This is a genomic window from Litchfieldella xinjiangensis (genome assembly GCF_000759345.1).
In the GTDB taxonomy this organism is placed as follows: Bacteria; Pseudomonadota; Gammaproteobacteria; order Pseudomonadales; family Halomonadaceae; genus Litchfieldella_A; species Litchfieldella_A xinjiangensis.
Genome location: NZ_JPZL01000002.1, coordinates 166,285 through 192,529, shown reverse-complemented (window position 1 = coordinate 192,529; position 26,245 = coordinate 166,285). Strand labels below are relative to the sequence as shown.

Below are 26,245 nucleotides of genomic sequence, written 5' to 3'. Positions count from 1 at the left end.
TCACTTGCCCCCCAGGTCGCGTGTGATGTAGACGTTGAGCGCGATGATCACCAATCCTGCAAGGCTCCAGAACAGGAAGCTGCCGTACCATGCCTGGATATGCGATAGCAGCGTGTAGGGCACCAGATAACACAGTGCCACCACCAACCAGACCAGCCAGATCGCCCTGCGTCGCTGCATGCTTGCCTCCTCTTACACCTTGGATCGATACGATTGTCCCGAGACATCATCAGGTTAGTTGATGATAAAAGGAAAGGGCGCCACCGCTCGGTAGGCGCCCTTCGATAGGCTCGACGCTAGCCTAACGGCCAGCCTGACAGCGAGACTTACACGCCCAGATAATCGAGTATCCCTTCACCGGCCTGACGGCCCTCGTGAATGGCGGTAACGACCAGATCGGACCCGCGCACCATGTCACCCCCCGCAAAGATTTTCTCGTTGGTGGTCTGGTAACGATAGGTGCCATGCTCCGGGGCGATCACCCGGCCTCGGTCATCGGTAGAGACGTTGGTCGCCTCGAGCCAGGCGATCTCGGTGGGCTGGAAGCCGAAAGCAATGATCACCGCATCCGCCGGCAGGACTTCTTCCGAACCAGGGACGACTTCGGGACGCTGGCGGCCGTTCTCGTCGGGTTCCCCCAGACGCGTCCGCACGACCTTGACCCCTTCGACCTTGTCCTCGCCGATGACGGCCACCGGCTGGCGGTTGAACAGAAAGTCGACGCCCTCCTCGCGTGCATTCTTCACCTCACGCTTGGAGCCGGGCATGTTGCCTTCGTCGCGGCGATAGGCACAGGTGACGCTCGCCGCTCCCTGGCGAATCGCCGTACGGTTACAGTCCATGGCCGTATCCCCTCCGCCCAGCACCACCACACGCTGCCCTTCGAGAGAGGTGTAATCGGCCGGGCCGGTCTCGAAGCCCAGGCAGTGATTGACGTTGGCGATCAGGTAGTCGAGCGCCTTGTGCACCCCGGGCAGGTCCTCGCCCGGGAAGCCGCCGGTCATGTACTTGTAGGTGCCCATGCCCATGAAGACGGCATCGTACTCCTCGAGCAGATCGTCGACGGTGACGTCGCGGCCGATCTCGGTATTCAGCCGGAACTCGACCCCCATCTCCTCGAACACGGCACGCCGGCGCTCCATGACATTCTTCTCGAGCTTGAACTCGGGAATGCCGAAGGTCAGCAGGCCACCAATCTCGGGATAACGATCGAACACGACCGGGCGAACGCCATTGCGAACCAGGATGTCGGCACACCCCAGGCCGGCCGGCCCGGCGCCGATGACCGCGACGCGCTTGTCGGTCCAGGTCACCTTGGACATGTCCGGGCGCCAGCCCATGGCAAAGGCGGTATCGGTGATGTACTTCTCCACCGAGCCGATGGTCACCGCACCGAAACCGTCGTTCAGGGTGCAATCGCCTTCACACAGGCGGTCCTGCGGACATACCCGCCCACAGACCTCGGGCAGGGTATTGGTTCGATGCGACATCTCCGCCGCCTCGAGGATGTTGCCCTCACTGACCAGCTTCAGCCAGTTGGGGATGTAGTTGTGTACCGGGCACTTCCACTCGCAGTAGGGGTTGCCGCAATGCAGGCAGCGATGCGCCTGGCTGGCCGCCTCCTGGGGCTTGAAGGGTTCGTAGATCTCGGCGAACTCCTTGGCCCGGGTACGTGCATCTTTCTTCTGCGGGTCCTGGCGACCCACATCGATAAACTGGAAATCGTTGTTGAGACGGTTTGCCATGGTGGTCTTCTCCTCCACTTACTCCGGGCGCCGGCGGGATTCGGCGAGCAGGCCGTTGAGGCTTGCTGCCTTGGGCTTCACCAGCCAGAAATGGCGGATGTAATCGCTGAAGTCCTCGAGGATGTCGCGACCGCGCTGAGAGCCGGTCCGCTCGACATACTCCTTGATGACCTCCCGCAGGTGACGCCGGTAGGCTTCCATGGTCTCGGTGTTGATCCGATGGATCTCCACCAACTCATGGTTGTACTTATCGACGAAGGTACGGTCCTCGTCTATCACATAGGCGAAACCACCGGTCATGCCCGCGCCGAAATTGACGCCGGTTTCACCGAGCACACACACCGTGCCACCGGTCATGTACTCGCAGCAGTGGTCGCCGGCCCCCTCGATCACGGCATGCGCCCCGGAATTACGCACGGCGAAGCGCTCGCCTGCGGTCCCGGCGGCAAACAGCTGGCCGCCAGTGGCGCCGTAGAGACAGGTATTGCCGATGATCGCCGTCTTGTGGCTTTCGAAGTTGCTCACGCGGGGCGGCACGATGGTGATCGATCCCCCATTCATGCCCTTGCCCACGTAATCGTTGGCGTCCCCTTCGAGGTGCAGATTCAGACCGCGCGCATTCCATACGCCGAAACTCTGGCCAGCCACACCGGTGAAGCGCACGGTGATGGGCGCGTCTTCCAGCCCCTCTTCACCATAGCGTTTGGCAATGGCACCCGAGGCCAAGGCCGCCACGCTCCGGTCGCAGTTGGTGATCGAGAACGAGAAATCGCCACCCGACTTGTTGTCGATCGCGCCGCGTATCGCCTCGAGCACCTCCTGGTTCTTGGCACCCGGGTCGTGCGGCACGTTACGGCTCACCTGGCAGAACTGCGGCGCCTCGGCGGGCACGTGATCGTTCTGAAGCAGCGGCGTCAGGTCGAGCTTGCGCTGGGCCGGGGTCTGCCCTTCGATCACCTCCAGCAGGTCGGTACGGCCAATCAGGTCGGTCAGCTTGCGAACCCCCAGCATGGCCATCAATTCGCGGACTTCTTCGGCGATGAAGCGGAAGTAATGCTTGACCATGTCGACCGTGCCACGGAAATGCTCGTCACGCAGATACGGCAGCTGGGTGGCGACACCGGTGGCGCAGTTGTTCAGGTGACAGATACGCAGATACTTGCACCCCAGTGCCACCATCGGCGCGGTACCGAAACCGAAGCTCTCGGCGCCGAGAATCGCCGCCTTGACCACGTCGAGCCCGGTTTTCAGGCCGCCGTCGGTCTGCAGGCGGATCTTGTCACGCAAGCCATTGATGCGCAGGGCCTGATGCACCTCGGGCAGGCCCAGCTCCCAGGGGCTGCCGGCGTGCTTGATCGAGGTAATCGGGCTTGCCGCGGTGCCGCCGTCATACCCAGATACGGTGATCAGGTCGGCATACGCCTTGGCGACCCCGGTGGCGATGGTGCCGATACCCGGCTCCGAAACCAGCTTCACCGACACCTGGGCATCCGGGTTGACCTGTTTCAGGTCGAAGATCAACTGCGCCAGATCTTCGATCGAGTAAATGTCGTGGTGCGGCGGTGGCGAGATCAGGGTCACGCCGGGTACCGCATAGCGTAACCGGGCGATGAGTTCGTTGACCTTGCTACCCGGCAGCTGCCCCCCTTCACCAGGCTTGGCGCCCTGGGCGACCTTGATCTGCAGGACTTCAGCATTGACCAGGTACGCGGGGGTTACCCCGAAACGCCCGGAGGCGATCTGCTTGATCTTGGAGCTGCGAATCGTCCCGTAGCGCTCGGGATCCTCACCCCCTTCACCGGAGTTGGAGCGTCCGCCAGTCTCGTTCATGGCCTGGGCCAGCGCCTCATGGGCTTCGGGAGACAGCGCACCGAGGCTCATCCCGGCGCTATCGAAGCGTGGCAGCAGATTCTCGACCGGCTCGACCTCCTCGAGCGGCAACGGCTCGGGCGCCGGCTTGAGCGCCAGCAAGTCGCGAATGGTCGCCACGGGACGCTCATTCACCAGGCGGGCGAATTTCTTCCACTTCTCGTAGTCGCCCTGCTGTACGGCCTGTTGCAGCATCATGACCACGTCCGGATTGTAGGCGTGGTATTCCTGATAATGAACGTACTTGACCAAGCCGCCCTGGCCGATGCCTTTGCGCGGAATCCAGGCATCGCGGGCCAGCAGTTCCTGTTGCATTTGCAGTTCGCTGAAACCGGTACCCTCGATGCGCGAGGCCATGCCGGTAAAGCACAGGTCCATCACTTCGGAAGATAGCCCCACCGCCTCGAACAACTGCGAGCCGCGATAGGAGGCCAGGGTCGAGATTCCCATCTTGGAGAGAATCTTGAATAGCCCTTTCTGCATCCCCTTGCGGTAGTTTTCGCGGGCATCGGCCGGATTGCCAACCAGCTCACCGGTACGATGCATGTCGGCCATGACCTGGTAGGCCAGGTACGGATAGACCGCCGTGGCGCCCACCCCGAAGAGAACCGCCATCTGGTGGGCATCGCGGGCGTAGCCGGTCTCGACCACGACATTGACTCGCGGGCGCAACGCCTTTTTTCCCAGATGGTGGTGAACGGCACCTACGGCGAGGGCGGCCTGGATCGGCATCTGTCCCGGCTTCAGCTCGGCATCGGAGAGCACAAGGATGACCTTGCCGTTGCGGGCCGCCTCTTCTGCCTGATGACATAGCGCCAGCAGCGCCTGCTTGAGTCCCTGCGCCTGCGGGTCATAAGCCAGCGACATGTGATGGCTGGCGAAGGCCGGATCCTCCTGGCTCACCAGCGCGGTAAACTTGCGTGGCGACAGGATCGGCGTGGTCAGGATCAGGCGGTGGGCATGATCCGGTGTTGCCTCGAAAACATTGAGCTCGGCGCCACAGCAGGTTTCCAGTGACATCACGATCGCCTCGCGCAGCGGGTCGATCGGTGGATTGGTCACCTGGGCAAACTTCTGGCGGAAGTAATCGGTCAGCAGTCGATTGTGACGTGACAGCACCGCCATGGGCGTGTCGTCACCCATCGAGCCGACGGCTTCCTGACCACTCTCGGCCAGCGGACGCAGCACCTGGTCACGCTCCTCGAAGGTGACCTGGAACATCTTCTGGTAGGTCTTGAGCTCTTCCGCGTCCATGGGCTGGAAGCGAGCCAGCTCGGTGAGCGCCGATTCGAGATACTGGGCGCGATCCTTCAGCCAGCGCTTGTAGGGATAGCTGGACTTGAGGCGATCATCGATATCCTGGGTATGCAGGACTTCGCCGGTATGGGTATCGATACCCAGCACCTGGCCGGGACCGACACGGCCCTTGGCGACCACATCCTCCGGCTTGTAGGCATAGGTGCCGATTTCGGACGCCAGGGTGATATAGCCATTCTTGGTAATCACCCAGCGCGACGGACGCAGGCCATTGCGATCCAGCATGCAGACCGCATTGCGGCCATCGGTCATGACCATGCCGGCGGGGCCATCCCACGGCTCCATGTGCATGGAGTTATATTCGTAGAAGGCACGCAGGTCGCCATCCATGGTCTCGACGTTCTGCCAGGCAGGCGGGACCATCATGCGAATCGCGTTATAGATGTCCATGCCCCCGGTCATCAGCACTTCGAGCATGTTGTCCATGCTCGAGGAGTCGGAACCCTGGGTATTGACGATCTCATCCAGCTCGGCGATATCCGGCAACAGCTCGTTGACGAAGTTTTCCTTGCGCGAATTCGCCCAGCCGCGGTTGGCCTCGATGGTGTTGATTTCACCATTGTGGGCCAGAAAGCGGAATGGCTGGGCCAGCGGCCAACGCGGTGCGGTGTTGGTCGAGAAACGCTGGTGAAAAACGCAGATCGAGGTTTCCAGTCGCTCATCGCTAAGGTCGAGATAGAAGGTGGGCAGATCCACGGGCATCATCAAGCCCTTGTAGGACACCACCTTGGTCGACAGCGAGCAGACATAGAAGTCTTCCTCGTCGCGCAGGGCTTCCTCGGCGCGGCGACGTGCCATGAACAGGTCGACATTGAGGTTGGCCTCAGGACGCTCGTCACCCGACTCCACGAAGAGCTGGCGGATACGCGGCAGGCATTCCTGCGCCAACGGACCGCAAACACTGGGATTGACCGGCATGTCGCGCCAGCCATGCACGACCAGATTGCGGGCCTTGAGCTCACGCTCGAGAACCTCGCGCGCATGAGCTTCACGGGCATCATCGTCGGGCAGGAAGATCGTCCCCACCGCAAACCCTTCGCCCAGCTCGACACCCAGGGTCTCGCGCGCCATGGCACGCATGAACTTGATGGGCATATTGAGCAGTAGACCGCAGCCATCACCTGTTTTCCCATCGGCAGCGATACCGCCCCGGTGGGTCATGCAGGTCAACGACTCGATGGCCGTCTTCAGCAGGTCATGACTGGCCTGGCCTTCCATGTGGGCAATTAAGCCGAAGCCGCAGTTGTCACGGAACTCGCCAGGCTGGTGGAGACCTCTTATCATGGGCGTGCCTCACAAAAAAACGGGGAAACTTGTAACCAGAAATATTTGATGCTATTCTTAGAGGTTTTCTTTTTTATTCGAAAGCCGAAAATTGGCTGCTTTCTGGCGTGAAAAAGGCTGTACAGCATAGCCAGACCGATCCCAACAAGCAATTCCCCACCTGGCCTGCATCGGCAAAAAACCCCGAAAAACGGCAAGTTAGACCACTTCCACTGACGAAAACGTGTTTTCTGACAAGGACTTGCGCCGCCAGCCCCGAATCACCCTTTTCAGGCGAATTGTTCACAAAACTGCCGTCTCGTCCCATGCCGATCCTGCATGAGGCATGCAAATTCATGCAGGATCGAGCCGTTCTCGCATTAACGAGACACAAAAAAGGCGCCTCGAAAGGCGCCTGATTGTTCTCAGCGGCCGAGCCTACTGGCGGGGAAAGCTCACGATCATTTCCTCGAGCATGTCAGGCGGGGTGTCGTCATGGATACAGGCCTCACCCAGCGCACGCAACAGAACCAGGCGCAGGCGACTGTCGATGTTCTTCTTGTCCAGGCGCATGCGCGCCAGGAAGTCCTCGAGGTTCATATCGGCGGGCGCAAAGCGGGGCAACTCGGCCGATTGAAGGAGTGCTTCGACCCGCGAGACATCCGCCTGAGTGAGCCACCTCAACTGCCGGGACAGCTCGGCGGCCATCAGCATCCCGGCGCCTACGGCCTCCCCGTGCAGCCACTTGCCATAGCCTTGGTGCGATTCGATGGCATGCCCGAAGGTATGCCCAAGGTTGAGCAGCGCGCGAACCCCCTGCTCGGTCTCGTCTTCTGCGACGATCTTGGCTTTCAGTGAGCAACTGCGCAGGATCGCCTCCCGCAAGGCCGCGCCATCGATCGCTCTCAAGGCCGGCAAGTTGGCCTCCAGCCAGGCCAGGAAAGCGCTATCGCGAATCAAGCCATACTTGATCACCTCGGCAAGCCCCGCCGAGAGCTCACGAGGCGGCAAGGTGGCCAGCGTATCGGTGTCGATGAGAACGGCACGCGGCTGCCAAAATGCACCGATCATGTTCTTGCCGCGGGGATGATTCACCCCGGTCTTGCCGCCCACCGAGGAGTCGACCTGCGACAACAGCGTGGTCGGCACCTGAATAAAGGCGACCCCGCGCTGGTAGCAGGCCGCAGCGTAGCCGACCATATCGCCGATGACACCGCCGCCCAGGGCGATCAGCGTGCAACGACGATTGAAGCCGGCCTCGAGTAGCGCGTCCCAGATTCGGGCCACCGACTCCAGGGTCTTGGTGTGTTCGCCATCGGGGAGCACCACTTCACGCACTTCAAGCCCATCGGGCAGGCCCGCCCGCAGCCGTTCGAGATACAGCGGTGCCACGGTCTGGTTGGTGACGATCATTACCTGACGACCGGCCAGGTAGGGTGCCAGCGAGTCGACGTGCCCCAGCACTCCGGAACCGATATGGATGGGGTAGCTACGCTCGCCCAAATCGACATGCAGGGTGGCCGGAGATTCGGAAAGCGAGGATTCAGTCATGATCAGGCCTTGCAGTGTAGCGGGTCGACGAGGTGGGTGACCCGCCGCAGGATTTCATTGACCACCGATCGGGGGCCACGCTTGTCGGTACGCACGATCAGGTCGGCCGTAGCGCGATAGAGCGGATCACGCTTGGTGAAGATGGTGCGCAGGATGTCTTCGGGATTGTCGCCCCGCAACAGCGGCCGGTTGCGGTCCTTGGCGGTGCGCCTCAATTGCTGTTCGACCGTGGTGTAGAGATAGATGACCGTGCCGCGGTCCCGCAGGGCGCGACGGTTGGCTTCGCGCAGCACCGCGCCTCCCCCCGTCGCCAGTACCACACCCTCGCGGCGAGTGAGTTCTTCCACCATTTGCTGTTCACGCTCACGAAAGCCCACTTCGCCTTCGACGTCGAAGATCCAGGGGATATCGGCGCCACAGCGGGCCTGGATCTCGTGATCACTGTCGACGAAATCTCGTGAAAGCTCGGCCGCCAGGAGGCGGCCGATGGTGCTCTTTCCGGCCCCCATGGGGCCGATCAGAAATAGGTTGGGAAGCTCCTGCATCAGCGAATTGCCAGTCCGTCCTCGATGATCCGGGGGGTAATGAATACCAGCAACTCTACCTTTTCGTTCGAGTCTTGGGTATAGCGAAAAAGGTGACCGAGTACCGGAAGGTCGCCGAGGAAGGGCGTCTTGAACAGGCTGCGCAACTGTTCGGTGGTGAGAATCCCCCCAAGCACGACGGTTTCGCCATTGTCGACCAGCACCTGGGTCTCGATCTGGTTGGTGTCGATGGCCGGCGCGCCCTCATAGCTCTGGTCGGAGACGGTATCGTTATTGATCACCAGATCCATGATGATGCGGTCGTCCGGAGTAATCTGCGGCGTGACCTCCAGCGAGAGTACGGCTTCCTTGAACTCGGTGCTGGTCGCCCCGCTCGAGGTCGACTCCTGATAGGGGATCTCGGTGCCCTGCTTGATGATGGCGGTACGCTGGTTGGCCGTGATCACGCGCGGCTGCGAGATGGTCTGGCTTTTGCCCTCGCTTTCCAGAGCGCGCAATTCCAGATCGAGCAGGATGTCGCCGGAAAGATAGCCGAAGGAGAACGCCGTGCCCGGATTCGTTGCATTGCCCAGGTCCACCGCCAGGCCGCCACGCTGGAATACGGTATCGGATGGCGGCACCCAACGGCCCGTGTACTCGCCGGAAGAGAAGCGCTGTCCATTGCTGGAAAGCGGATCTCCCGAGGAGGCGCCCCCCAGGTTGAGGCGCCCGCCGCCATCGCCAGAGATGCCCCAATTCACACCCAGCTCACGGGTTGCGCTGTCACGTGCGATGACGATACGCGCCTCGATCTGAACCTGGCGAACGGCGATATCGAGCTGCTCGATGGTGCGCAGGATGGCCTGCAACTGCTCGGCGGTATCCTGGATCATCAGGGTATTGGTGCGCACGTCGACGGCGACACGGCCCCGCTCCGTCAACAAGCCAAAACCACTCTCGCCCTTCAGCAACACCGCCAGGTCAGAGGCCTTGGCATAGCGGACCTGGAGCATTTCGGTCGTCAATGGCGCCAGGGTCTCCATCTGGCTTCGCGCCTCGATTTCCTGCCGCTCCAGGCTGGCCAGCTCCGAGGCGGGCGCCACGACAATCACATTGCCTTCCTGTCGGCTTGCCAGGCCATGGCTCTTGAGCACCAGATCCAGGGCCTGATCCCACGGTACGTCCTGCAGGTTGAGCGTGACGTTGCCGGTTACGCTATCGCTGGCCACCAGATTGAGCCCGGTGAAATCGGCGATGATCGCCAGCACCGAGCGGACGTCGATATCCTGGAAGTTGAGCGTGATGCGCTCGCCGGTATAGGGAAAACGCTGCCGTTCACGGGTTTCGCGTTCGGCCCGGGTAATCGGCTGGGCTTCGATGATCAACTGACGGTCGCCATGGGTCGACAGCATGGCGAACTCGCCTTCCGCCTGCAGGGTGAGAGTCACGCCCTGTCGATCGCGCTCCGGCGTGATACGCTGGACCGGGGTGCCGAAGTCGCTGACATCGAGCACCTGGTCGAGCTCGGCCGGCAAGGTCACGCCGCGCAGTTCGGCAATGATCCGGTTGCCCGCTTCCCTCACTCGGGCATCGACGCCGGCGCGGTCGAAGGTGACGATGAAACGTCCCGCGCCGCCATCGCCCCGGCGGAAATCGACATTCTCGATCTGCGGGTTCGCCGCGCCGACGTCAGGCATCGCCGTTGGCGCTGTGTCGCTGGACGACGGGGTCGGAGTCGTCGCCATGCTATCGTCGGCACCGATCACCAGTCGTAACTGCTCGCCTTCCTGGCGAGTAAAGTAGGGCAACGCGCCCTCCAGGTCGAAGACCAGACGTGTGCGGTTGCCCGCCTCGAGGACCGTGACCTGCTCGACGCCGCCGATGTTCAACTCCTGGCTACGACGATCCAGCCGATGGCCCGTATCGATCATGTCGACGGTCAATCGAGCGGGGTTATCCAGGCGGTAACCTCGCACTTCCGGCACCCCGCCATCGAACTGCAGCGTCATGTCGAGTTCGCCGCGACTTCCCTGTTGAAAATCGATATCGGTCAGTGTCGATGCCGCCCAGGCTGTGCATGGCAACAGCCCCACCATCATGACGACCGCCAGGCCGCGTAGCATCTTGTTCATGGTTCCCTTCCCCTGCGTTCTTGCCGTCGCTACCGGCCTCGGCGGACTAGCCACGACGGTCGATATTCTGTTCCTGATCGGCGCCCAAGGTCAGTTGGCGAGCGCGTTCTATCCAGCCCCCCTGCCCGGTGGCCACCACTTCCACCAACTGGACCGCGCGGGCCGTGATACTGACGATGCGTCCGAAATCGGTGCCCAGGTACGACCCGATCGACACCCGATGCACTTCACCGTCCGGCGCCCGGATCAGGGCGGTCTGCTGGCCGCCAACGGTCAAGGTTCCGACCAGCTCGAGCGACTCGAGCACGAAGGCCTCGAGCGGCTCGGGGGGACGCGACAGGTCGGGGGCCAATTCCGCGGAGCCGGTCGGCGCCGCATCCGCCTCGGGCCGGCGTGCCATGAAGGGGCTGCGCAGGTCGGCCTGGTCATAGGTCACGCGGGTAATCGTGGGCACGTCGACTAACGGGGGAAGGTCGACACTGCCCGGGTCGACACGCAGTGCCGCCAGGTCGCGATCGAGCTCGGCCATGTGCGGATCGGCGCACCCGCCCAATAGCAATGCGACGAACACGACCCACCCTGGCCATTGCGCGCTTGCCGACCTCATTGCGCCTCTCCCTCGTCGTCGCTGGGCACACGATAACGATAGGTCTTGGCCAGCATGGACAGGCGCAGCTGGCCCTGTTCATCGATCGGCTCGAGGGTGAAATCATGCTGAGTGACGATACGCGGCAAGCTGGCGACACCGGCCAGGAAATAGCCGATACGGTGGTAATCGCCACGCACCTGGATATCGAACGGCTGCTCGAAGTAGAAGGTCTGCTCGACCGGGCTGCGCAGACGAATGAAATCGATCGCAAGCTGATTGTCGACCGCCGTCTCGCTGATATGGTCGATCAGGGACGGAATTTCGGCCCCGGTCGGCAGCATTTCCCTCAGGGTAGCGATCCGCGACTCCAGCTCATTCACCTGTTCTCGCATCGCCGGCAGAGTGGCCGCCTGGGCCGCCTTGTTGCGGTAGTCGCGCAGCAGCAGCTGCTCTTCCTCGATGGCCGTCGCCAACCGCGCCTTTTCCGGTAGCGCCAGATACCAATAAAGGCCGGCGAAGGTCAGGCCCAGCACCAGCGCCAGGCAGAAGGTCTGCAGCGACCATGGCCAACCGCCGGCTTCCTTGACGTCCAATTCACGCCAATCCAGTTCCTTCAGGCGACGCCATTCACCGGCAAGACTCATGGGGATGCCTCCGCAAGGGCGTCGTCACTCGTGCGCTGACGTACGCTCAAGCTGAAGCGACGTTGCCTGGAGTCGCCTTCGCTTTCGACTTCGGAAAGTACCGGGACCTCAAACGAGGGAGCCTCGGCCAAGGCACGTAATTGATCGGACACCTGCCTATTGTTCTCGGCAACCCCCATCAGTCGCAGGCTCTCCCCCTGACGAGTCAGCCGGGTGTAATGCACGCCGTCCTCGAGGCCCGCGGCAAGCTGGTTGAAGAGATCGACGGTCTGTGCCCGGCCCTGCTGCAGCCGGGTGAAAATGTCGACCCGATCCAGCATCTGTTCGCGAAGCGATTCGTACTCGCCGATTGAGCGGATATGCGCGTCAAGCTGGGCCGTTTCCTCGCGAATATGCGTATTACGCTGTTGCTGGGCAGCGAGCTGGCGATCGTAGTGATACGTGACGATGACACCCGCCATCAGACCCAATGCCGCGGACAACGAAAGGAGAATGAAGAAACGCTTGCGGTGACGCTCGCGGACACGTTCGCGCCATGGCAACAGGTTGATCTCGATGGTCACGATCGCGCCCTCATCGCCAGGCCACAGGCCGTCAGCATGGCCGGCGCGTCGCTGGCCAGGGTCTGGATATCGATGCGCGGATTGACCTTCATGTTCAAGAAGGGATTGGCGACGACCACATCCATCCCGCTATCCTGGGCCAACCTCTCGCTGAGACCAGGAATCACGCTCGAGCCGCCGGCTAGCATCAGCCGCTTGACCTCATGCTTGCGCCCCGCGGTGTAGTAGAGCTGCAGCGACCGCCCCACCTGCTGGACGAGGGTATCGATGAATGGGTCCAATACCTGGGTCTGATAGTCTTCGGGCAGACCGCCGCGCTTCTTTGCCAACCCCGCCTCTTCGATGCTCAGGCCATAGCGGGTACGGATCTCCTCGGTCAGCTGACGCCCTCCAAAGACGGTATCCCGGCTATAGATGACACGCCCCTCGCGCAACACATGGAACGCATTCATGGTTGCACCGATATCGACGAGAGCGACACAATCGTCATCGCTGCCCCGCACAGGCAGTTGATGACGCAGCTCGCCGAAGGCACGTTCCATGGCGAAGGTCTCGACATCGACGGCCGTGGCCTCGAGGCCGGCATGGCGAACGGCTTCGGAGAGCTGGCTCACGTCCTGCTGGCGACACGCCACCAGAAGCACATCTTGTTGATCGCCATAGCGTGCATTCAAGCCCAGGCGCTGAAAATCGAAGGCCACCTCGCTGAACGGAAAGGGAATATGCTTGTCCGACTCGAGCCGGATGCGCGCTTCGATCTCGCTATCATTGAGCGAGGCCGGCAGGGTGAGGGTCTTGGTGATCGCGGCACTGGCGGGAACGGCAATACTGGCTTGGCGCGCGGAAGGGCGAGCGTGCTCCACGGCACGTGCAATGGCCTCGGCCACCTCGTCCATGTCGCGGATTCGCCGCTCCACGACAGCGCCTTCGCGCAGGGGACGCACGGCGTAGCTCTCGACCTGGAAACGACTATCGCTGCGTTTCAGCTCGATCAGCTTGACCGTCGCCGAAGTGATATCGACACCGATCAACCCCTTGCTGGTTTTTTTCAGTCGCACCAACGTGGGACTCCTGCAGTACGGAAGGCCTGGCTCGGCAGTCGTTTATAATGAGTGGCACCTTACCACTCCGGATTCCCTGTGGCTGAGAGATTACATGAAATCACCCGATGGCACATAAACTACCCGCACTCAGCCCTTCAACGCTGGTGACGGGCTAGTCAGGTTCATATAATACGCAGCTTGGTGGATGGATCCCCCTCATCGCTGCCGTAACGCCCTCGATCACCACGGATACCGCTATTCAATGAAGTTCGCCAAACGGTTCATCGTCTCGATAGTCTGGCTCGCCCTATCGTTGGGGGCGGCCAGTGTTCTGGCCGTGGTCGGGGCTGCGTTGTATTTTGCCCCTGGCCTGCCGGATGTTCGCCAATTGCAGGACTACGAACTGCAGACCCCCCTGCGGATCTTTACCCGCGACGCCAAGCTGATCGGTGAGTTTGGCGAAGAGCGCCGCATGCCCGTGAACTACGACCAGATCCCAGAAGATCTGGTCCAGGCGCTTCTGGCTGCCGAGGACGACGGCTTCTTCGAGCATCCCGGCGTGGATCCCAAGGGCCTGGCTCGTGCCGCCCTGGAGCTTGCCGCCAGCGGGGGCGACATCCAGTCGGGGGGCAGCACCATCACCATGCAGGTGGCGCGCAACTATCTGTTGACGCTCGATCGAACCTTCACCCGCAAGATTCGCGAGATTCTCCTGGCCCTGCAGATGGAGCAAGTGCTCAGCAAGGAAGAGATCTTCGCGCTGTACGTGAACAAGATTTTCCTCGGCAACCGCGCCTATGGTATCGCTGCCGCGGCCGAGACCTACTACGACAAGACCCTGGCTGAGCTCTCGCTTGCGGAAACTGCGATGATCGCCGGCCTGCCCAAGGCCCCGTCGACCTTCAATCCTCTGGCCAATCCCGAGCGCTCTCTGATCCGTCGCAACTGGATCCTGTATCGGATGCGCGAGCTCGGTTACATCGACCGGGACGCCTACGAAGAAGCCGTAGCCGCCCCCATCACCGCGCGTCGCTTCTCGGCCCAGGTGGAAGTCGAGGCGTCGTATGTCGCGGAGATGGCCCGCCAGTTTGCCATCGATCGCTATGGTGACGAGGTATATACCGGCGGCTACCGTATCCATACCACGCTGGATAGCGAACTGCAGCCCCATGCCAGCCAGGCGTTGACACAGGGGTTGATCGCCTATGACACGCGCCACGGTTGGCGCGGCCCCGAAGAGCGGGAGATTCCCGCGAGCCTGGTTGAAGCCCAGGAGCGCACCGAGCGCAGCGGCCTGGAGGAAGAGCTTTCGGAGTCGCCGGAAGTGATGGAAACTGCCCGCCAAGCGGCGCAAAGCAGTCAGACGACAGTCGAAGGTATCGATGGCGACGTCAGCAACTGGTTACGGGTACTCGAGCGGACGCCACGCTATGGCCCGCTTCGCCCAGCCATCGTGGTGGAGGCGTCACAGCGGCAGATGCAGGTACTGGATGCACAGGGTCGATTGATCACCCTGGATTGGGAGGCTCTACGCTGGGCAGGCCGTTACCGTAGCGCAAAATGGAAGGAAGGCGAGCCCGAATCCGCGTCACAGATTGCCACCCGTGGCGACCTGGTACGCATCCTCGAACTCGAGGAGGGCAAATGGCGACTTTCGCAGCGCCCCGATGCGGAAGGTTCCATCGTGGTGCTCGAGCCGGACACAGGCGCCATCCTTGCACTTCAGGGCGGTTTCAGCTTTGCATCGAGCAAGTTCAATCGGGCAACCCAGGCGCAGCGCCAGTCGGGCTCGATCTTCAAGCCCTTCGTCTACCTGGCGGCGCTCAACCACGGCGACATGACACCGGCCACCGTGGTCAACGACGCGCCGGTCGTGATGCCCGATGCCGGCGATATTTGGCGACCAGTCAATTCCAGCGGCGACTTCCTCGGCCCGACCCGCCTCAGGGTCGCCCTCGCCCAGTCACGCAATCTGGTGACAGTGCGCGTACTGCAGCAACTCGGGCTGGACAATACCCTCGCGTTTCTCGAGGAGTTTGGCTTTGCCGAGGGGCGCCTGCCGCGTGGCCTGGCCATTGCGCTTGGCAGTACCTCGCTGACGCCACTGGAAATGACCAACGCCTATGCCGTATTGGCCAATGGCGGTTTCCAGGTCTCCCCCTGGTTCATCGAGCGGGTCACGCGAGGCAGTGACGAGAACGTGATCGATGAAGCCGTGCCCAGAGTGGCCTGCCGGGAATGCGACGAGCAGGCCACCGAGACCCAGATCGATGGCGAAACCTACCCCATCGCCCCTCGCGTGGCCGATCCGGCTGCCGTCTACATGTTGCGCGACATGTTGCGCGATGTCATCGAAAATGGCACCGGCCGCGCCGCGCTGGAATTGGGACGTGCCGACATCGTCGGCAAGACCGGCACAACCAACGACCAGCGCGACGCCTGGTTCGCCGGCTACAATAGCGATCTTGTGACCACGGTCTGGGTCGGCAAGGACAACAACGAATCGACAGGTGAGTACGGTGGTCGCGCCGCCCTGCCGATCTGGATCGATTTCATGGGCAAGGCACTCGAAGGTCGCCCCGAAGCCATGCCGGAGCCGCCGGAAGAGATCGTGCGCGTGCGCATCGATCCGCAAACCGGTCGACGCTTGCACGACGATCAGCCGGGCGGGATCGAAGAGATCTTCCATGAAGACCATTTGCCCGATTTTCAGCCGCGCTCCATCGAGAGTGAACTGGAAGACCGTAGCGGCTCACAGGGTACCGGCACCTACGAGGCCATTTTCTAGGCCAGACAATGCACCGAGCACCGCAGGCATCCCGTGCCTGCGGTGTGCTTGGCCCTCCATCGAGACCATGAGGGCACTATCGAAACCACTGCATGCGGCAACCAGGAGACCTCGCCATGCGATGCCACCTGAACGGCCTTGTCTTCGCGTTGCTGGCCAGCCTGATCAGCACACACGCCCTGGCCAGCCCGTTCTACTCCCCGCCCGCACCCGACCAGGATGCGCCCGCCTTCAGTGGCGATGCCGAGCTCGGCTATACGCACCTTTCGGGCAATACGGACAGCCAGACGCTGATTGCCAAGGGACGCTTCACCTGGCTGAAGAATGCCTGGACGCATACCCTGCGAGGCGAGATCCGCAGCGTCACCCAGGGCGATAGCGCCAGCGCAGAGCAATACCTTGTTGCCGGACGCGAACGCTATGACCTGGACGGCCCTCACTACCTGTTCGGCTTCGCGCGCTGGGAGCGTGATCGCTTCGCAGGCTACGATCATCAGCTAACGACCATTGCCGGTTACGGTCGGCAATTGCTGCTCGGAGAGACGCATCAGTTATCTGTCGAGACGGGCCCGGGGTTTCGCTTCGACGGGATGCGCATCGAGAAAGACGAACGACACGCGGTCGCCTATGCCGCGATGGATTATCGCTGGGAAGTTTCAGAGCAAGCCTCGGTCTCTCAAGAGGCCTCCGTCGAAACCACCGGCGACAATGTCACCGTGCGGTCATTGTCGTCGATCACCGCCCGCCTCAATTCCCGCCTTGCCCTGCGCCTGTCTCACGAGATACGCCGCAACTCGCAGCCCCCTGACTCCGCAACCGCCCAGACCGACCAGACGACCAGCGCCTCCCTGCTTTACAGTTGGTAGATACACTTTCGATCACGTATGAAAAAGCCGGCCAAGAGGGCCGGCTTTTTATAGCGCGCTACGTTCACGTACTGACTAACAGTGCATCAGTCGCCGTAGACACCCTCGACGCTGCTCAAGGGGTAGTGCGAAGGATAGGGCTTGCGTGCCACGCCGGTGTCCACCGCGGCTTGCGCCACCGCCGAGGAGACGCGATCGAGCAGTCGCGAATCCATGGGGGTGGGAATGATATAGCCACGCCCGAACTCCAGCGATTCGACTTCGTAGGCGTCCAGCACTTCCTGGGTCACTGGCTCACGGGCCAGATCCTTCAGGGCATGGACCGCCGCCACCTTCATTTCCTCGTTGATACGCGTCGCGCGCACGTCCAGCGCACCACGAAAAATGAAGGGGAAGCCCAGCACATTATTGACCTGATTGGGGAAATCGGAGCGCCCCGTGGCCATGATCACGTCACTTCGCGTCTCGTTGGCGACATCGGGATGAATCTCCGGGTCGGGATTCGAACAGGCGAATACCACCGGGCTATCGGCCATTTTCCTGAGCTGGTCGGCAGATAGCAGGTTGGGGCCCGACAGGCCGACAAAGACATCGGCACCTTCGATCACGTCATCCAGTGTGCGGTGCTCGGTCTCGGTCGCGAACATCGCCTTGTACTGGTTGAGATCCCCACGCCCGCTGTGGATCACGCCCTTGCGGTCCAGCAGGTAGATGTTTTCCGCCTTGGCCCCGCAGGCAACCAGCAGCTTCATGCAGGCGATGGCCGCAGCCCCGGCACCCAGACAGACGATCCGCGCCTGATCGAGTTGCTTGCCGGCAATGTCCAGCGCGTTGAGCATGCCCGCGGCGGTCACGATGGCCGTGCCATGCTGGTCGTCGTGGAAGACGGGGATGCTGCACTGCTCGATCAGTGCCTGCTCGATCTCGAAACACTCGGGGGCCTTGATGTCCTCGAGGTTGATACCGCCCCACGTGTCGGCAATACGCGCGACGGTATCGATGAAGGCTTGAGGGCTTTCGGCATTGACTTCGATGTCCACCGAATTGATACCGGCGAATTTCTTGAACAGTACCCCCTTGCCCTCCATGACCGGCTTGCTGGCGAGCGGTCCCAGGTTACCCAGCCCCAGAATGGCCGAACCATCGGAAACCACGGCCACCAGGTTGCCCTTGCCGGTATACAGGTAGGCATTCTCGGGGTCCTTGGCGATCTCGCGGCATGGCTCTGCCACGCCCGGACTGTAGGCCAAGGCCAGGTGTTTGGCCGATGTCGTCGGCTTGGTCAGTTCGACGGAGAGCTTGCCGGGTATGGGCTGTGAATGATAATCCAGCGCCGCCTGTTTCTTAGCGTCAGTCATGCGTCTCATCCGCTCGTGTCTTGGTGATGTCGAGCCAGAATATAGAAAAACCTTCGGCGCCACAACTTGAGCCAAGTTCCTGTCGATACTCGAATTTAAGCGACCGTTTGAAGCATTTTCCAACTATTTGTCGCAACTTATATCTAGCCCGAAGCGCATAAGCCAGAGCTTATCGTGACCCGTGCTCGCGCCGCTTTTTCTGTATCAGGGAGGGGACATCACAACGAAAAGGCCCGCTCCGTTTCCGGAGCGGGCCTTTGCTGGCGGTGAGGCCGGTTGGGCGCGATTAGTTGCGCTTGACCGCGGCACCGAAGCGCTTGTTGAAGCGCTCGACGCGACCACCGGTGGTTGCCTGCTTCTGCTTGCCGGTATAGAAGGGGTGGCAAGCGGAGCAGACGTCCAGGGAGAGGTCATGACCTGCAGTGGAGCCGACTTCATAGGTCGCGCCACAGGAACAGGTGGCCGTGACCGCCTTGTATTCGGGATGGATACCTTGTTTCATCTTAACGCCTCATGAAGCATGTATGCCGCCACCTGATCACTTGCCAGGCACCGCATACGGGTTAGTCGTACAGGACTCAGCGTACGCACGTGGACCGGATCTGCCCTGCCGCCCCACCCTACATGAAAGGGCCAGCCGGCATGACGGGCCGGGCATTCTAGCAGAGCCAACGCCGGAGGCCAATTGCCAGCAACATCTCATCCTCGCGTGCTCGGCGTCGCCGTGCCAACGCCACTGCGACGTCTGTTTGACTACCGCACCGGCCCCTCGGTTCCCTCCGGCGGGTGGCGTCCGGGCCTGCGCGTGAGGGTGCCTTTCGGCCGCCGCGAAGTGGTCGGTATCGTCGAAGAGTGCCGTGATCATAGCGATCTCCCACTGGCCGACCTCAAACCTGTCAATGGCTGGCTAGACGATACCCCGCTTCCTGACGATTGGCTCTGGCTCTGCCGTTTCACTGCGCGCTACTACCAACATGCCTTGGGCGACACTTACCACCAATCGTTGCCTGTATTACTTCGTCAGGGGCGGCCATTGGAAGCTCGTACCCGGGAGCGCTGGCGCTTGACCGAGCGCGGCCGCAACAGTCATGGCGAACAACTCGGCCGCGCCCGGCGACAGGCGGAACTGCTCGAACAATTGCGCCTGCATCCGCGCGGGCTCGCCACCGGCGCCATCACCGCCCAGGGTTTCAGCCGCGCCCAACTCGACGGCCTGCTCGACAAGGGCTTGATCGAGGCCGAACAGGAAACCGTGATCGAAAGCCCCCGGGCCGAATATCGTAGCCTGCTGGCCGAACCTGCCCTGCCACTCAACCGCGAACAGGCCACGGCCCTGGCTGCGCTACACGAGGGCCTGGACCGGTTTCATCCGTGCCTGCTGCAGGGGGTGACCGGTAGCGGCAAGACCGAGGTCTACCTGCAATTGATCGAGGCAGTGATCGCACAGGGTCGCCAGGCGTTGGTCCTGGTTCCCGAGATCGGCCTGACACCCCAGACCCTGGCTCGCTTTCGCAAACGCTTTCGCGTGCCGGTCGTCGCCCTGCACTCCGGTATCAGCGATGGGGAGCGTCTCGATGCCTGGCTGGCCGCCGCCAGCGGACGCGCACCGATCGTGATCGGCACGCGATCGGCGATCTTCACACCGCTGGCCAAGCCCGGTGTCATCATCGTCGATGAAGAGCATGACGGTTCGTACAAGCAGCAGGACGGCCTGCGCTATCATGCCCGGGATCTCGCCGTGGTGCGTGCCCATAAGGAGTCGATACCCGTGCTTCTCGGCAGCGCCACGCCGGCCCTGGAGAGCCTGGCCCAAGCCCAGGCGGGTCGCTATCGTCACTTGCAGCTCACCCGCCGTGCCAGCCGCCACGCCCCGGCCCGCCTGGAATTGATCGACTTGCGCGGCCGCACACGCCAGGGCGGGCTGATTACGCCGGCCATCGAAGCGATCCGACAGACCCTGGCTGCCGGTCGCCAGGTGCTGGTGTTCATCAATCGCCGCGGCTTCGCACCGACGCTGGCCTGCCATGAATGCGGCTGGCTGGCGGAATGCGATCATTGCGACGCGCGCCTGACCCTGCATCGTCAGCCGCCGCAACTGGCCTGCCACCACTGCGAGCGGCTACGCCCATTGCCGGATGCCTGTCCAAAATGCGGCAGTGCCGATCTCCGGCCGCTGGGTGCCGGCACCGAACGCAGCGAGGAGACGCTTGCCAGCCTGTTTCCCGACGTGCCGGTCCACCGTATCGATCGTGACAGCACCCGGCGCAAGGATGCCTTCGAGTCGATGCTGGCGGAGGTCAGGCGTGGCGAGCCTTGTCTGTTGGTGGGCACGCAGATGCTGGCCAAGGGCCATCACCTGCCCCACGTGACCCTGGTGGTGGTGGTCAATGCCGATGCCGGTCTCTATGCCAGCGATTTTCGTGCGCTGGAGCACAGCGCTCAGCTGCTGATCCAGGTCGCCGGGCGCGCCGGGCGCGCGGAACATCCCGGCCGCGTGCTAGTACAGACCATGCACTGCGACGACCCCCACCTGAGGCTGCTCGCCGAGCACGGCTACGATGCACTCGCCAGGCAACTCCTCGAGGAGCGACGTGCCGCTGGGCTGCCGCCCTATCGCTTTCTGGCCCTGGCGCGCTTCGAGAGCCCGCGTGATGCCGAGGTGATGGCCCTGGCCTCAGCGGCGGCCGAGGCGCTGCGCGACTGGCTCGGCGCCCGCCCCGACCCCGTGCATTGCCTGGGCCCGGTGCCCGCCCCCATGGAGCGCCGCCAGAATCGTTATCACATGCAGGTCATGCTCTCCAGCCCGCAGCGCAGCAAGCTTCACGAAGCAGCTGCCTGGCTGGTGGCCTGGCTTGAGGGTAACCGTGAGGCACGCCGCGTTCGCTGGTCGATGGATATCGACCCGCAGACGCTGAGTTGAATGGGTAATTTGCAATGTGCATGCAGCCATTCGAAGGCAGGCAATACGAAGCCACTGACAGCCGCATCGCTTGCAGTGCCGCCCAAGGGTTTAAAGCGGCAGTGCATTTGCCGATAATGGGGCATTGCCCCACTCGCGGGCCGACGCTGCACGGAGCTTTCGCTCAACCAGGCGCGCCATGCCCGAGCCACAGGACATCTCGATTCACATGAAAGACACCATCATTTCGCTGCTCGACGAGGCCCTGGCCACGCTCAAGCAACAGGGCGCCCTGCCCCAGGATATCGCCCCCACGATCAAGGTGGATCCGACCAAGGACAAGGCTCATGGTGACTACGCCACCAATCTCGCCCTGATGCTGGCCAAGCCGGCCGGCAAGAAGCCCCGCGAGCTCGCCGAGCAATTGATTGCCGCCCTGCCGAGCTCCCCCGCCATCGACAAGGCCGAGATCGCCGGGCCCGGTTTCATCAACTTCTTTGCCGCCACCGATGCCGCCGCCCAGGTCATCCCTGCGGTGCTCGATGCCGGGGATACGTACGGGCGCAACCTCACCGGGCAAGGCGAGAAGGTTCAGGTCGAGTTCGTCTCCGCCAACCCCACCGGGCCACTGCACGTAGGGCACGGCCGCGGTGCGGCAATCGGCGACAGCCTATGTCGCCTGCTCGAGGCCACCGGCTACGATGTCACCCGCGAGTTCTATTACAACGACGCCGGCGCGCAGATCAACAACCTGGCCGCCTCGGTCCAGGCCCGGGCCAAGGGCCTGGGTCCCGACGACGCCGACTGGCCGGCGGATGGCTATCGCGGGGATTACATTCTCGACGTCGCCAAGAGCTATCTGGCGGGTGAGACCGTGCATGCCGACGATCGCCATGTCATGGCCAAAAGCGACCCAGACGATCTTGACGCCATTCGTGAGTTCGCCGTCGCTTACCTGCGCCGCGAACAGGATCTGGACCTCAAGGCGTTCGGTGTGGCGTTCGACGTCTACTTTCTCGAGTCCTCGCTGTACGAGGATGGCAAGGTCGAGCAAGCCGTCGAGCGACTGATCGAAGGGGGGCACACCTATGAGGAGGAAGGCGCCCTGTGGCTGCGTACCACCGACTTTGGCGATGACAAGGACCGGGTGATGCGCAAGACCGATGGGCATTACACCTACTTCCTTCCCGATGTCGCCTACCACCTGGACAAGTGGCAGCGCGGCTTCTCGACCGTCATCAACGAGCAGGGCGCCGACCACCACTCCACCGTGACCCGGGTGCGCGCCGGCCTGCAGGCGTTGGAAACCGGCATTCCCCAGGGCTGGCCGGACTACGTGCTGCACCAGATGGTGCTGGTCACGCGTTCGGGGGTCGAGGTCAAGCTGTCCAAGCGCGCCGGTAGCTACGTCACCCTGCGCGATTTGATCGACGAGGTCGGCCGTGACGCGACTCGTTACTTCCTGGTTGCACGGCGTGCCGACTCCCAGCTGACGTTCGATATCGACCTGGCCCGTTCGCAGTCCAACGACAACCCGGTGTACTACATCCAGTATGCCCATGCCCGGGTATGCAGCGTGGCACGCAAGGCCAAGGCCGAGGGCCACGATTTCGATCTGGCCGTGGCGCGCGATAACCTGGCACGCCTCGAGGCGGATCAGGAAAAAGCGCTGATGAACCGCCTGGCCCGTTACCCCGACGTCGTCGCGCATGCGGCCGGCACCCGCGAGCCGCAACAGATAGCGCAATACCTGCAGGAACTCGCCGCCGACTTCCACACCTGCTACAACGCCGTGAAAGTGATGGTCGACGATGATGGCCTGCGTAACGCTCGCCTGGCCCTGGGCCTGGCGACCCGCCAGGTACTGCGCAACGGCCTCGACCTGCTGGGTGTCAGTGCCCCCGAGGAGATGTAATTCATGGCGGCTCGTCAAACGCGCCAGACCAAGCGCAGCGGCGCCACCACACGCCGTTCGCCGAAGAAATCCGCCAGCCGCGGCATTCCGGGCTGGCTGTGGGGGATTGCCGGGCTGGTGGCGGGTTTCTTCCTGGCCCAGTATCTCCAACAACAGGCGCCCGTACCGCTGGCGACGGTCGTACCGAAACCGCCCTCGAACAGCACATCCGACGCGGGCAGTGGCAACGAGGAAGCCGCCGCCTCCAGCGCGCAGCGCATGCCTACCTTCGAGTTCTACACCCTCCTTCCCGAGTCGGAAGTGGTTGCACCTCGATCGGAAGCCGCCGCCACGCGCAACCCGCCTCCGGCCGCCCCTCAACCCGAGACACCGACTGCCACCGATCCCATTGCCGAGCAATTGGCCAGCATCAACGAGGCCGTCGAGCGCAGCATGGCCTCGCGAGACGAGAGCGCCGCCACGGTTCAGACGCCGCAGCCCGACGCCGACCCGAGTCGTTACATGCTGCAGGCCGCCTCGTTCAAGGAAACCGGCGACGCCCAGCGCCTGGCCGGCAAGTTACGTGATTTCGGATTGCTCGCTCAGATCACCGAGGTCCAGGCCGGCGATGGCGCCACCTGGCATCGCGTCCAGGTCGGCCCGTATAACGATCGACGTGAGCTCAACCGAGCCCAGGATCTGATGATCACCCAGGGCATCGAGCCGCTGCTGATACGTCTGCAGAACTAACCGGCCACAAGCACTGCCGGCGCTTGAATTTCCCGCACTACGCCCGCACCTCCTGAAAAGCTTAGTCACGGCGTGACGGTATCCGTCGCGCCGAAAGTCATCGGGAGCGTGCGCGTTCCCCCAAGGAGTCTCCCCATGACCACGATCGTTTCCGTGCGCCGCGGTGATCAGGTCGCACTGGCCGGCGACGGCCAGGTGTCACTTGGCAATACCGTGATGAAGGGCAATGCGAGCAAGGTGCGTCGACTGTACCGTAACCAGGTACTGGCCGGTTTCGCCGGTGGCACCGCCGATGCCTTCACGCTATTCGAGCGCTTCGAGGCCCAGCTCGAGAAATACCAGGGCCACCTGGTCAAGGCCGCCGTTGAACTGGCCAAGGACTGGCGTACCGATCGCGCCCTGAGACGGCTCGAGGCATTGCTCGCCGTCGCCGACAAGAACGCCTCGCTGATCATTACCGGCAACGGCGACGTGGTGGAGCCCGAGCGTGGCATCATCGCCATCGGTTCGGGCGGCAACTTCGCCCTCGCCTCCGCCCGCGCCCTGCTCGAGAACACCGACCTGTCGGCGCGCGAAATCACCGAGAAATCGCTCGATATCGCGGCCGACATCTGCGTGTTCACCAACCACAACGTCACGCTGGAAGAGCTCTAACCATGTCCCAGATGACCCCTCGTGAGATCGTCCATGCGCTGGACCAGTTCATCATCGGCCAGCAGGACGCCAAGCGTGCCGTGGCGATCGCCTTGCGTAACCGCTGGCGGCGCATGCAGCTCGGTGATGAGCTGCGTGGTGAAGTCACCCCCAAGAATATCCTCATGATCGGCCCCACCGGGGTAGGCAAGACCGAGATTGCCCGCCGTCTGGCCAAGCTCGCCAATGCCCCGTTCATCAAGGTCGAGGCGACCAAGTTCACCGAAGTCGGCTATGTCGGCCGCGATGTCGAGTCGATCGTTCGCGACCTCACCGAGGCCTCGATCAAGCTGGTACGCGAGCAGGCCAAGACCGAAGTCGGCAACAAGGCCGAGGATGCCGCCGAAGATCGCATTCTCGATGCCCTGCTGCCACCGCCGCGCGGTCAGGAGGATGCCCCGCGCAACGACAGCTCCACGCGCCAGCTGTTTCGCAAGAAACTTCGCGAAGGCCAGCTCGATGACAAGGAGATCGATATTGAGGTCACGCCCCAGGGCGGTGGAATCGACATCATGACGCCGCCAGGCATGGAGGAGATGACCAGTCAGCTGCAGAGCCTGTTCTCCAACATGGGACGGCAGAAGACCGAGAGCCGCCGAGTCACGGTCAAGGACGCACGTCAGCTGCTGCGCGACGAGGAAGCCGCCAAGCTGGTCAACGAAGAGGAAATCAAGCATCGCGCCATCGAGGCCGTCGAGCAGAACGGCATCGTCTTCCTCGATGAGATCGACAAGGTCACCAAGGGCCAGCAATCCAGTGGCGGCGAAGTATCCCGCGAAGGGGTCCAGCGCGACCTCCTGCCGCTGATCGAAGGCTCGACGGTGTCCACCAAGCATGGCATGGTCCGAACCGACCATATTCTGTTCATCGCCTCCGGCGCGTTTCATCTGTCGAAGCCGTCGGACCTGATTCCCGAGCTGCAGGGCCGCCTGCCGATCCGGGTCGAACTCAATGCCCTGACCCCCGACGACTTCAAGCGTATCCTGACCGAACCGTCGGCCTCGCTGACCAAGCAGTACCAGGCATTGCTGGCGACCGAGGGGCTCGAAATCGAATTCACCGAAGATGGCATCGTGCGTATCGCCGAGATTGCCTGGCGGGTCAACGAGGGCACCGAGAATATCGGGGCACGACGCCTGCATACCGTCATGGAGCGCCTGCTTGAGGAGCCTTCCTTCAAGGGCGGCGACATGACGAGCCCGCTGGTGATCGATGCCGAGTACGTCAATGCCCAGCTCGGCGAATTGGCCATGGACGAGGATTTGTCCCGGTATATTCTTTGAATGATCGGGGATGCAGGGGCGTCGCTTCGCTGCGCCCTTGCAGAGACTCCAGCGCCTGAGCGAATACAGGAGACCGCCGCATGACCGCGCCTACCCCGAAGAATATCCATTATCACAAGAAGGCCCGCGAACTCGAGCTGATCTACGAGGATGGCCAGAGCCACCGGCTGTCGGTGGAGTACCTGCGGGTCTTCTCGCCCTCGGCCGAGGTACGCGGCCACGGTGCCGACACCGCCGTGCTGCAGGTCGGCAAGAAGGACGTCGGCCTCAAGGACATCACCCCGGTGGGGCGTTATGCCATCAAACTGTCGTTTGACGACGGCCACGATAGCGGCCTTTACAGCTGGGCGTACCTGTTCGAGCTGATCATTCGGCGTGAACGCAACTGGGCCGACTACTTGCGCCGCCTCGAGGAGGCCGGAGCCTCACGCGAACCGCTGGGCATCGAAATCAAGCAGCTCTAGGCCGGTCAAA

Annotated in this window: 20 protein-coding genes; 8 read left to right on the top strand and 12 right to left on the bottom strand. The window is 62.6% G+C overall.

The genetic code is table 11. The features are described 5' to 3' along the window. From JH15_RS08425 to JH15_RS08380, 10 genes are all read right to left on the bottom strand, one after another. On the bottom strand, positions 1-180 hold the full coding sequence (locus JH15_RS08425) for a hypothetical protein (protein WP_043529384.1): 180 nt from the start codon (positions 178-180) through the stop codon (positions 1-3). Positions 181-326: 146 nt separating this feature from the next. Next, complete coding sequence (locus JH15_RS08420) at positions 327-1,745, bottom strand: FAD-dependent oxidoreductase (protein WP_043529382.1); 1,419 nt, start codon at positions 1,743-1,745, stop codon at positions 327-329. 18 nt (positions 1,746-1,763) lie between these two features. Further along, positions 1,764-6,215, bottom strand: coding sequence for a glutamate synthase large subunit (gltB, locus tag JH15_RS08415; RefSeq protein ID WP_043529380.1), 4,452 nt, complete (start codon positions 6,213-6,215; stop codon positions 1,764-1,766). Between the two features lie 417 nt (positions 6,216-6,632). Continuing rightward, positions 6,633-7,745: a 3-dehydroquinate synthase gene (gene aroB / locus JH15_RS08410; protein WP_043529378.1), complete on the bottom strand. Its 1,113-nt coding sequence runs from the start codon at positions 7,743-7,745 to the stop codon at positions 6,633-6,635. Between the two features lie 2 nt (positions 7,746-7,747). Beyond that, complete coding sequence (aroK, locus tag JH15_RS08405) at positions 7,748-8,290, bottom strand: shikimate kinase AroK (protein WP_043529375.1); 543 nt, start codon at positions 8,288-8,290, stop codon at positions 7,748-7,750. Then, on the bottom strand, positions 8,290-10,401 hold the full coding sequence (locus JH15_RS08400; RefSeq protein ID WP_043529373.1) for a type IV pilus secretin PilQ: 2,112 nt from the start codon (positions 10,399-10,401) through the stop codon (positions 8,290-8,292). The genes aroK and JH15_RS08400 overlap by 1 nt, the downstream gene beginning before the upstream one ends. 46 nt (positions 10,402-10,447) lie before the next feature. Then, the gene (locus JH15_RS08395) at positions 10,448-11,008 is read right to left on the bottom strand and encodes a pilus assembly protein PilP (RefSeq protein ID WP_052383979.1); all 561 of its coding nucleotides are present in this window, start codon (positions 11,006-11,008) and stop codon (positions 10,448-10,450) included. Next, positions 11,005-11,634, bottom strand: a complete 630-nt coding sequence (locus tag JH15_RS08390; protein ID WP_043529371.1) for a type IV pilus inner membrane component PilO — start codon at positions 11,632-11,634, stop codon at positions 11,005-11,007. The genes JH15_RS08395 and JH15_RS08390 overlap by 4 nt, the downstream gene beginning before the upstream one ends. Continuing rightward, positions 11,631-12,197 (bottom strand): PilN domain-containing protein, encoded by a 567-nt coding sequence (locus tag JH15_RS08385; protein WP_043529369.1) that lies wholly within the window; start codon positions 12,195-12,197, stop codon positions 11,631-11,633. Before JH15_RS08385 ends, JH15_RS08390 begins: the two co-directional genes overlap by 4 nt. Continuing rightward, positions 12,194-13,255, bottom strand: coding sequence for a pilus assembly protein PilM (locus JH15_RS08380; RefSeq protein ID WP_043530553.1), 1,062 nt, complete (start codon positions 13,253-13,255; stop codon positions 12,194-12,196). The genes JH15_RS08385 and JH15_RS08380 overlap by 4 nt, the downstream gene beginning before the upstream one ends. A 247-nt stretch (positions 13,256-13,502) precedes the next feature. Here JH15_RS08380 and JH15_RS08375 point away from each other — a divergent pair, with 247 nt between their 5' ends. Next, positions 13,503-16,028 carry a penicillin-binding protein 1A gene (locus JH15_RS08375; RefSeq protein WP_043529367.1) on the top strand — a complete coding sequence of 842 codons (2,526 nt, stop codon included), beginning with the start codon at positions 13,503-13,505 and terminating at the stop codon, positions 16,026-16,028. Between the two features lie 116 nt (positions 16,029-16,144). Continuing rightward, entirely contained in the window at positions 16,145-16,894 is a 750-nt protein-coding gene (locus tag JH15_RS08370; protein WP_043529365.1) for a DUF481 domain-containing protein, read from the top strand. Between the two features lie 86 nt (positions 16,895-16,980). On the opposite strand, the gene JH15_RS08365 is transcribed toward JH15_RS08370, so the two are convergent. Both JH15_RS08365 and rpmE read right to left on the bottom strand, forming a co-directional pair. Further along, positions 16,981-18,252: a malic enzyme-like NAD(P)-binding protein gene (locus JH15_RS08365; protein WP_043529363.1), complete on the bottom strand. Its 1,272-nt coding sequence runs from the start codon at positions 18,250-18,252 to the stop codon at positions 16,981-16,983. 286 nt (positions 18,253-18,538) lie between these two features. Then, positions 18,539-18,754: a 50S ribosomal protein L31 gene (rpmE, locus tag JH15_RS08360; RefSeq protein ID WP_043529360.1), complete on the bottom strand. Its 216-nt coding sequence runs from the start codon at positions 18,752-18,754 to the stop codon at positions 18,539-18,541. A gap of 183 nt (positions 18,755-18,937) precedes the next feature. On the opposite strand from rpmE, the gene JH15_RS08355 reads away from it, so the two are divergent. From JH15_RS08355 to JH15_RS08330, 6 genes are all read left to right on the top strand, one after another. Beyond that, complete coding sequence (locus JH15_RS08355; RefSeq protein WP_043529358.1) at positions 18,938-21,172, top strand: primosomal protein N'; 2,235 nt, start codon at positions 18,938-18,940, stop codon at positions 21,170-21,172. 208 nt (positions 21,173-21,380) lie between these two features. Continuing rightward, complete coding sequence (gene argS / locus JH15_RS08350) at positions 21,381-23,066, top strand: arginine--tRNA ligase (RefSeq protein ID WP_043530552.1); 1,686 nt, start codon at positions 21,381-21,383, stop codon at positions 23,064-23,066. Positions 23,067-23,069: 3 nt separating this feature from the next. Next, positions 23,070-23,795, top strand: coding sequence for an SPOR domain-containing protein (locus tag JH15_RS08345; protein WP_043529356.1), 726 nt, complete (start codon positions 23,070-23,072; stop codon positions 23,793-23,795). A 135-nt stretch (positions 23,796-23,930) separates the two neighbouring features. Continuing rightward, positions 23,931-24,449 (top strand): ATP-dependent protease subunit HslV, encoded by a 519-nt coding sequence (hslV, locus tag JH15_RS08340; RefSeq protein WP_043529354.1) that lies wholly within the window; start codon positions 23,931-23,933, stop codon positions 24,447-24,449. Positions 24,450-24,451: 2 nt separating this feature from the next. Beyond that, entirely contained in the window at positions 24,452-25,771 is a 1,320-nt protein-coding gene (gene hslU, locus JH15_RS08335) for an ATP-dependent protease ATPase subunit HslU (protein ID WP_043529351.1), read from the top strand. Positions 25,772-25,851: 80 nt separating this feature from the next. Next, complete coding sequence (locus JH15_RS08330) at positions 25,852-26,235, top strand: gamma-butyrobetaine hydroxylase family protein (protein WP_043529350.1); 384 nt, start codon at positions 25,852-25,854, stop codon at positions 26,233-26,235. Positions 26,236-26,245: the final 10 nt, after the last annotated feature.

What these genes read in the sequence shown, in the direction of transcription:
- JH15_RS08390 (WP_043529371.1), bottom strand. Translation starts at nt 11,634, where the DNA reads ATGAGTCTTGCCGGTGAATGGCGTCGCCTGAAGGAACTGGATTGGCGT.
- gltB (WP_043529380.1), bottom strand. Translation starts at nt 6,215, where the DNA reads ATGATAAGAGGTCTCCACCAGCCTGGCGAGTTCCGTGACAACTGCGGC.
- JH15_RS08370 (WP_043529365.1), top strand. Translation starts at nt 16,145, where the DNA reads ATGCGATGCCACCTGAACGGCCTTGTCTTCGCGTTGCTGGCCAGCCTG.
- JH15_RS08375 (WP_043529367.1), top strand. Translation starts at nt 13,503, where the DNA reads ATGAAGTTCGCCAAACGGTTCATCGTCTCGATAGTCTGGCTCGCCCTA.
- hslU (WP_043529351.1), top strand. Translation starts at nt 24,452, where the DNA reads ATGTCCCAGATGACCCCTCGTGAGATCGTCCATGCGCTGGACCAGTTC.
- JH15_RS08345 (WP_043529356.1), top strand. Translation starts at nt 23,070, where the DNA reads ATGGCGGCTCGTCAAACGCGCCAGACCAAGCGCAGCGGCGCCACCACA.
- aroB (WP_043529378.1), bottom strand. Translation starts at nt 7,745, where the DNA reads ATGACTGAATCCTCGCTTTCCGAATCTCCGGCCACCCTGCATGTCGAT.
- JH15_RS08420 (WP_043529382.1), bottom strand. Translation starts at nt 1,745, where the DNA reads ATGGCAAACCGTCTCAACAACGATTTCCAGTTTATCGATGTGGGTCGC.
- JH15_RS08365 (WP_043529363.1), bottom strand. Translation starts at nt 18,252, where the DNA reads ATGACTGACGCTAAGAAACAGGCGGCGCTGGATTATCATTCACAGCCC.
- argS (WP_043530552.1), top strand. Translation starts at nt 21,381, where the DNA reads ATGAAAGACACCATCATTTCGCTGCTCGACGAGGCCCTGGCCACGCTC.
- JH15_RS08425 (WP_043529384.1), bottom strand. Translation starts at nt 180, where the DNA reads ATGCAGCGACGCAGGGCGATCTGGCTGGTCTGGTTGGTGGTGGCACTG.
- JH15_RS08330 (WP_043529350.1), top strand. Translation starts at nt 25,852, where the DNA reads ATGACCGCGCCTACCCCGAAGAATATCCATTATCACAAGAAGGCCCGC.
- JH15_RS08400 (WP_043529373.1), bottom strand. Translation starts at nt 10,401, where the DNA reads ATGAACAAGATGCTACGCGGCCTGGCGGTCGTCATGATGGTGGGGCTG.
- hslV (WP_043529354.1), top strand. Translation starts at nt 23,931, where the DNA reads ATGACCACGATCGTTTCCGTGCGCCGCGGTGATCAGGTCGCACTGGCC.
- JH15_RS08395 (WP_052383979.1), bottom strand. Translation starts at nt 11,008, where the DNA reads ATGAGGTCGGCAAGCGCGCAATGGCCAGGGTGGGTCGTGTTCGTCGCA.
- rpmE (WP_043529360.1), bottom strand. Translation starts at nt 18,754, where the DNA reads ATGAAACAAGGTATCCATCCCGAATACAAGGCGGTCACGGCCACCTGT.
- aroK (WP_043529375.1), bottom strand. Translation starts at nt 8,290, where the DNA reads ATGCAGGAGCTTCCCAACCTATTTCTGATCGGCCCCATGGGGGCCGGA.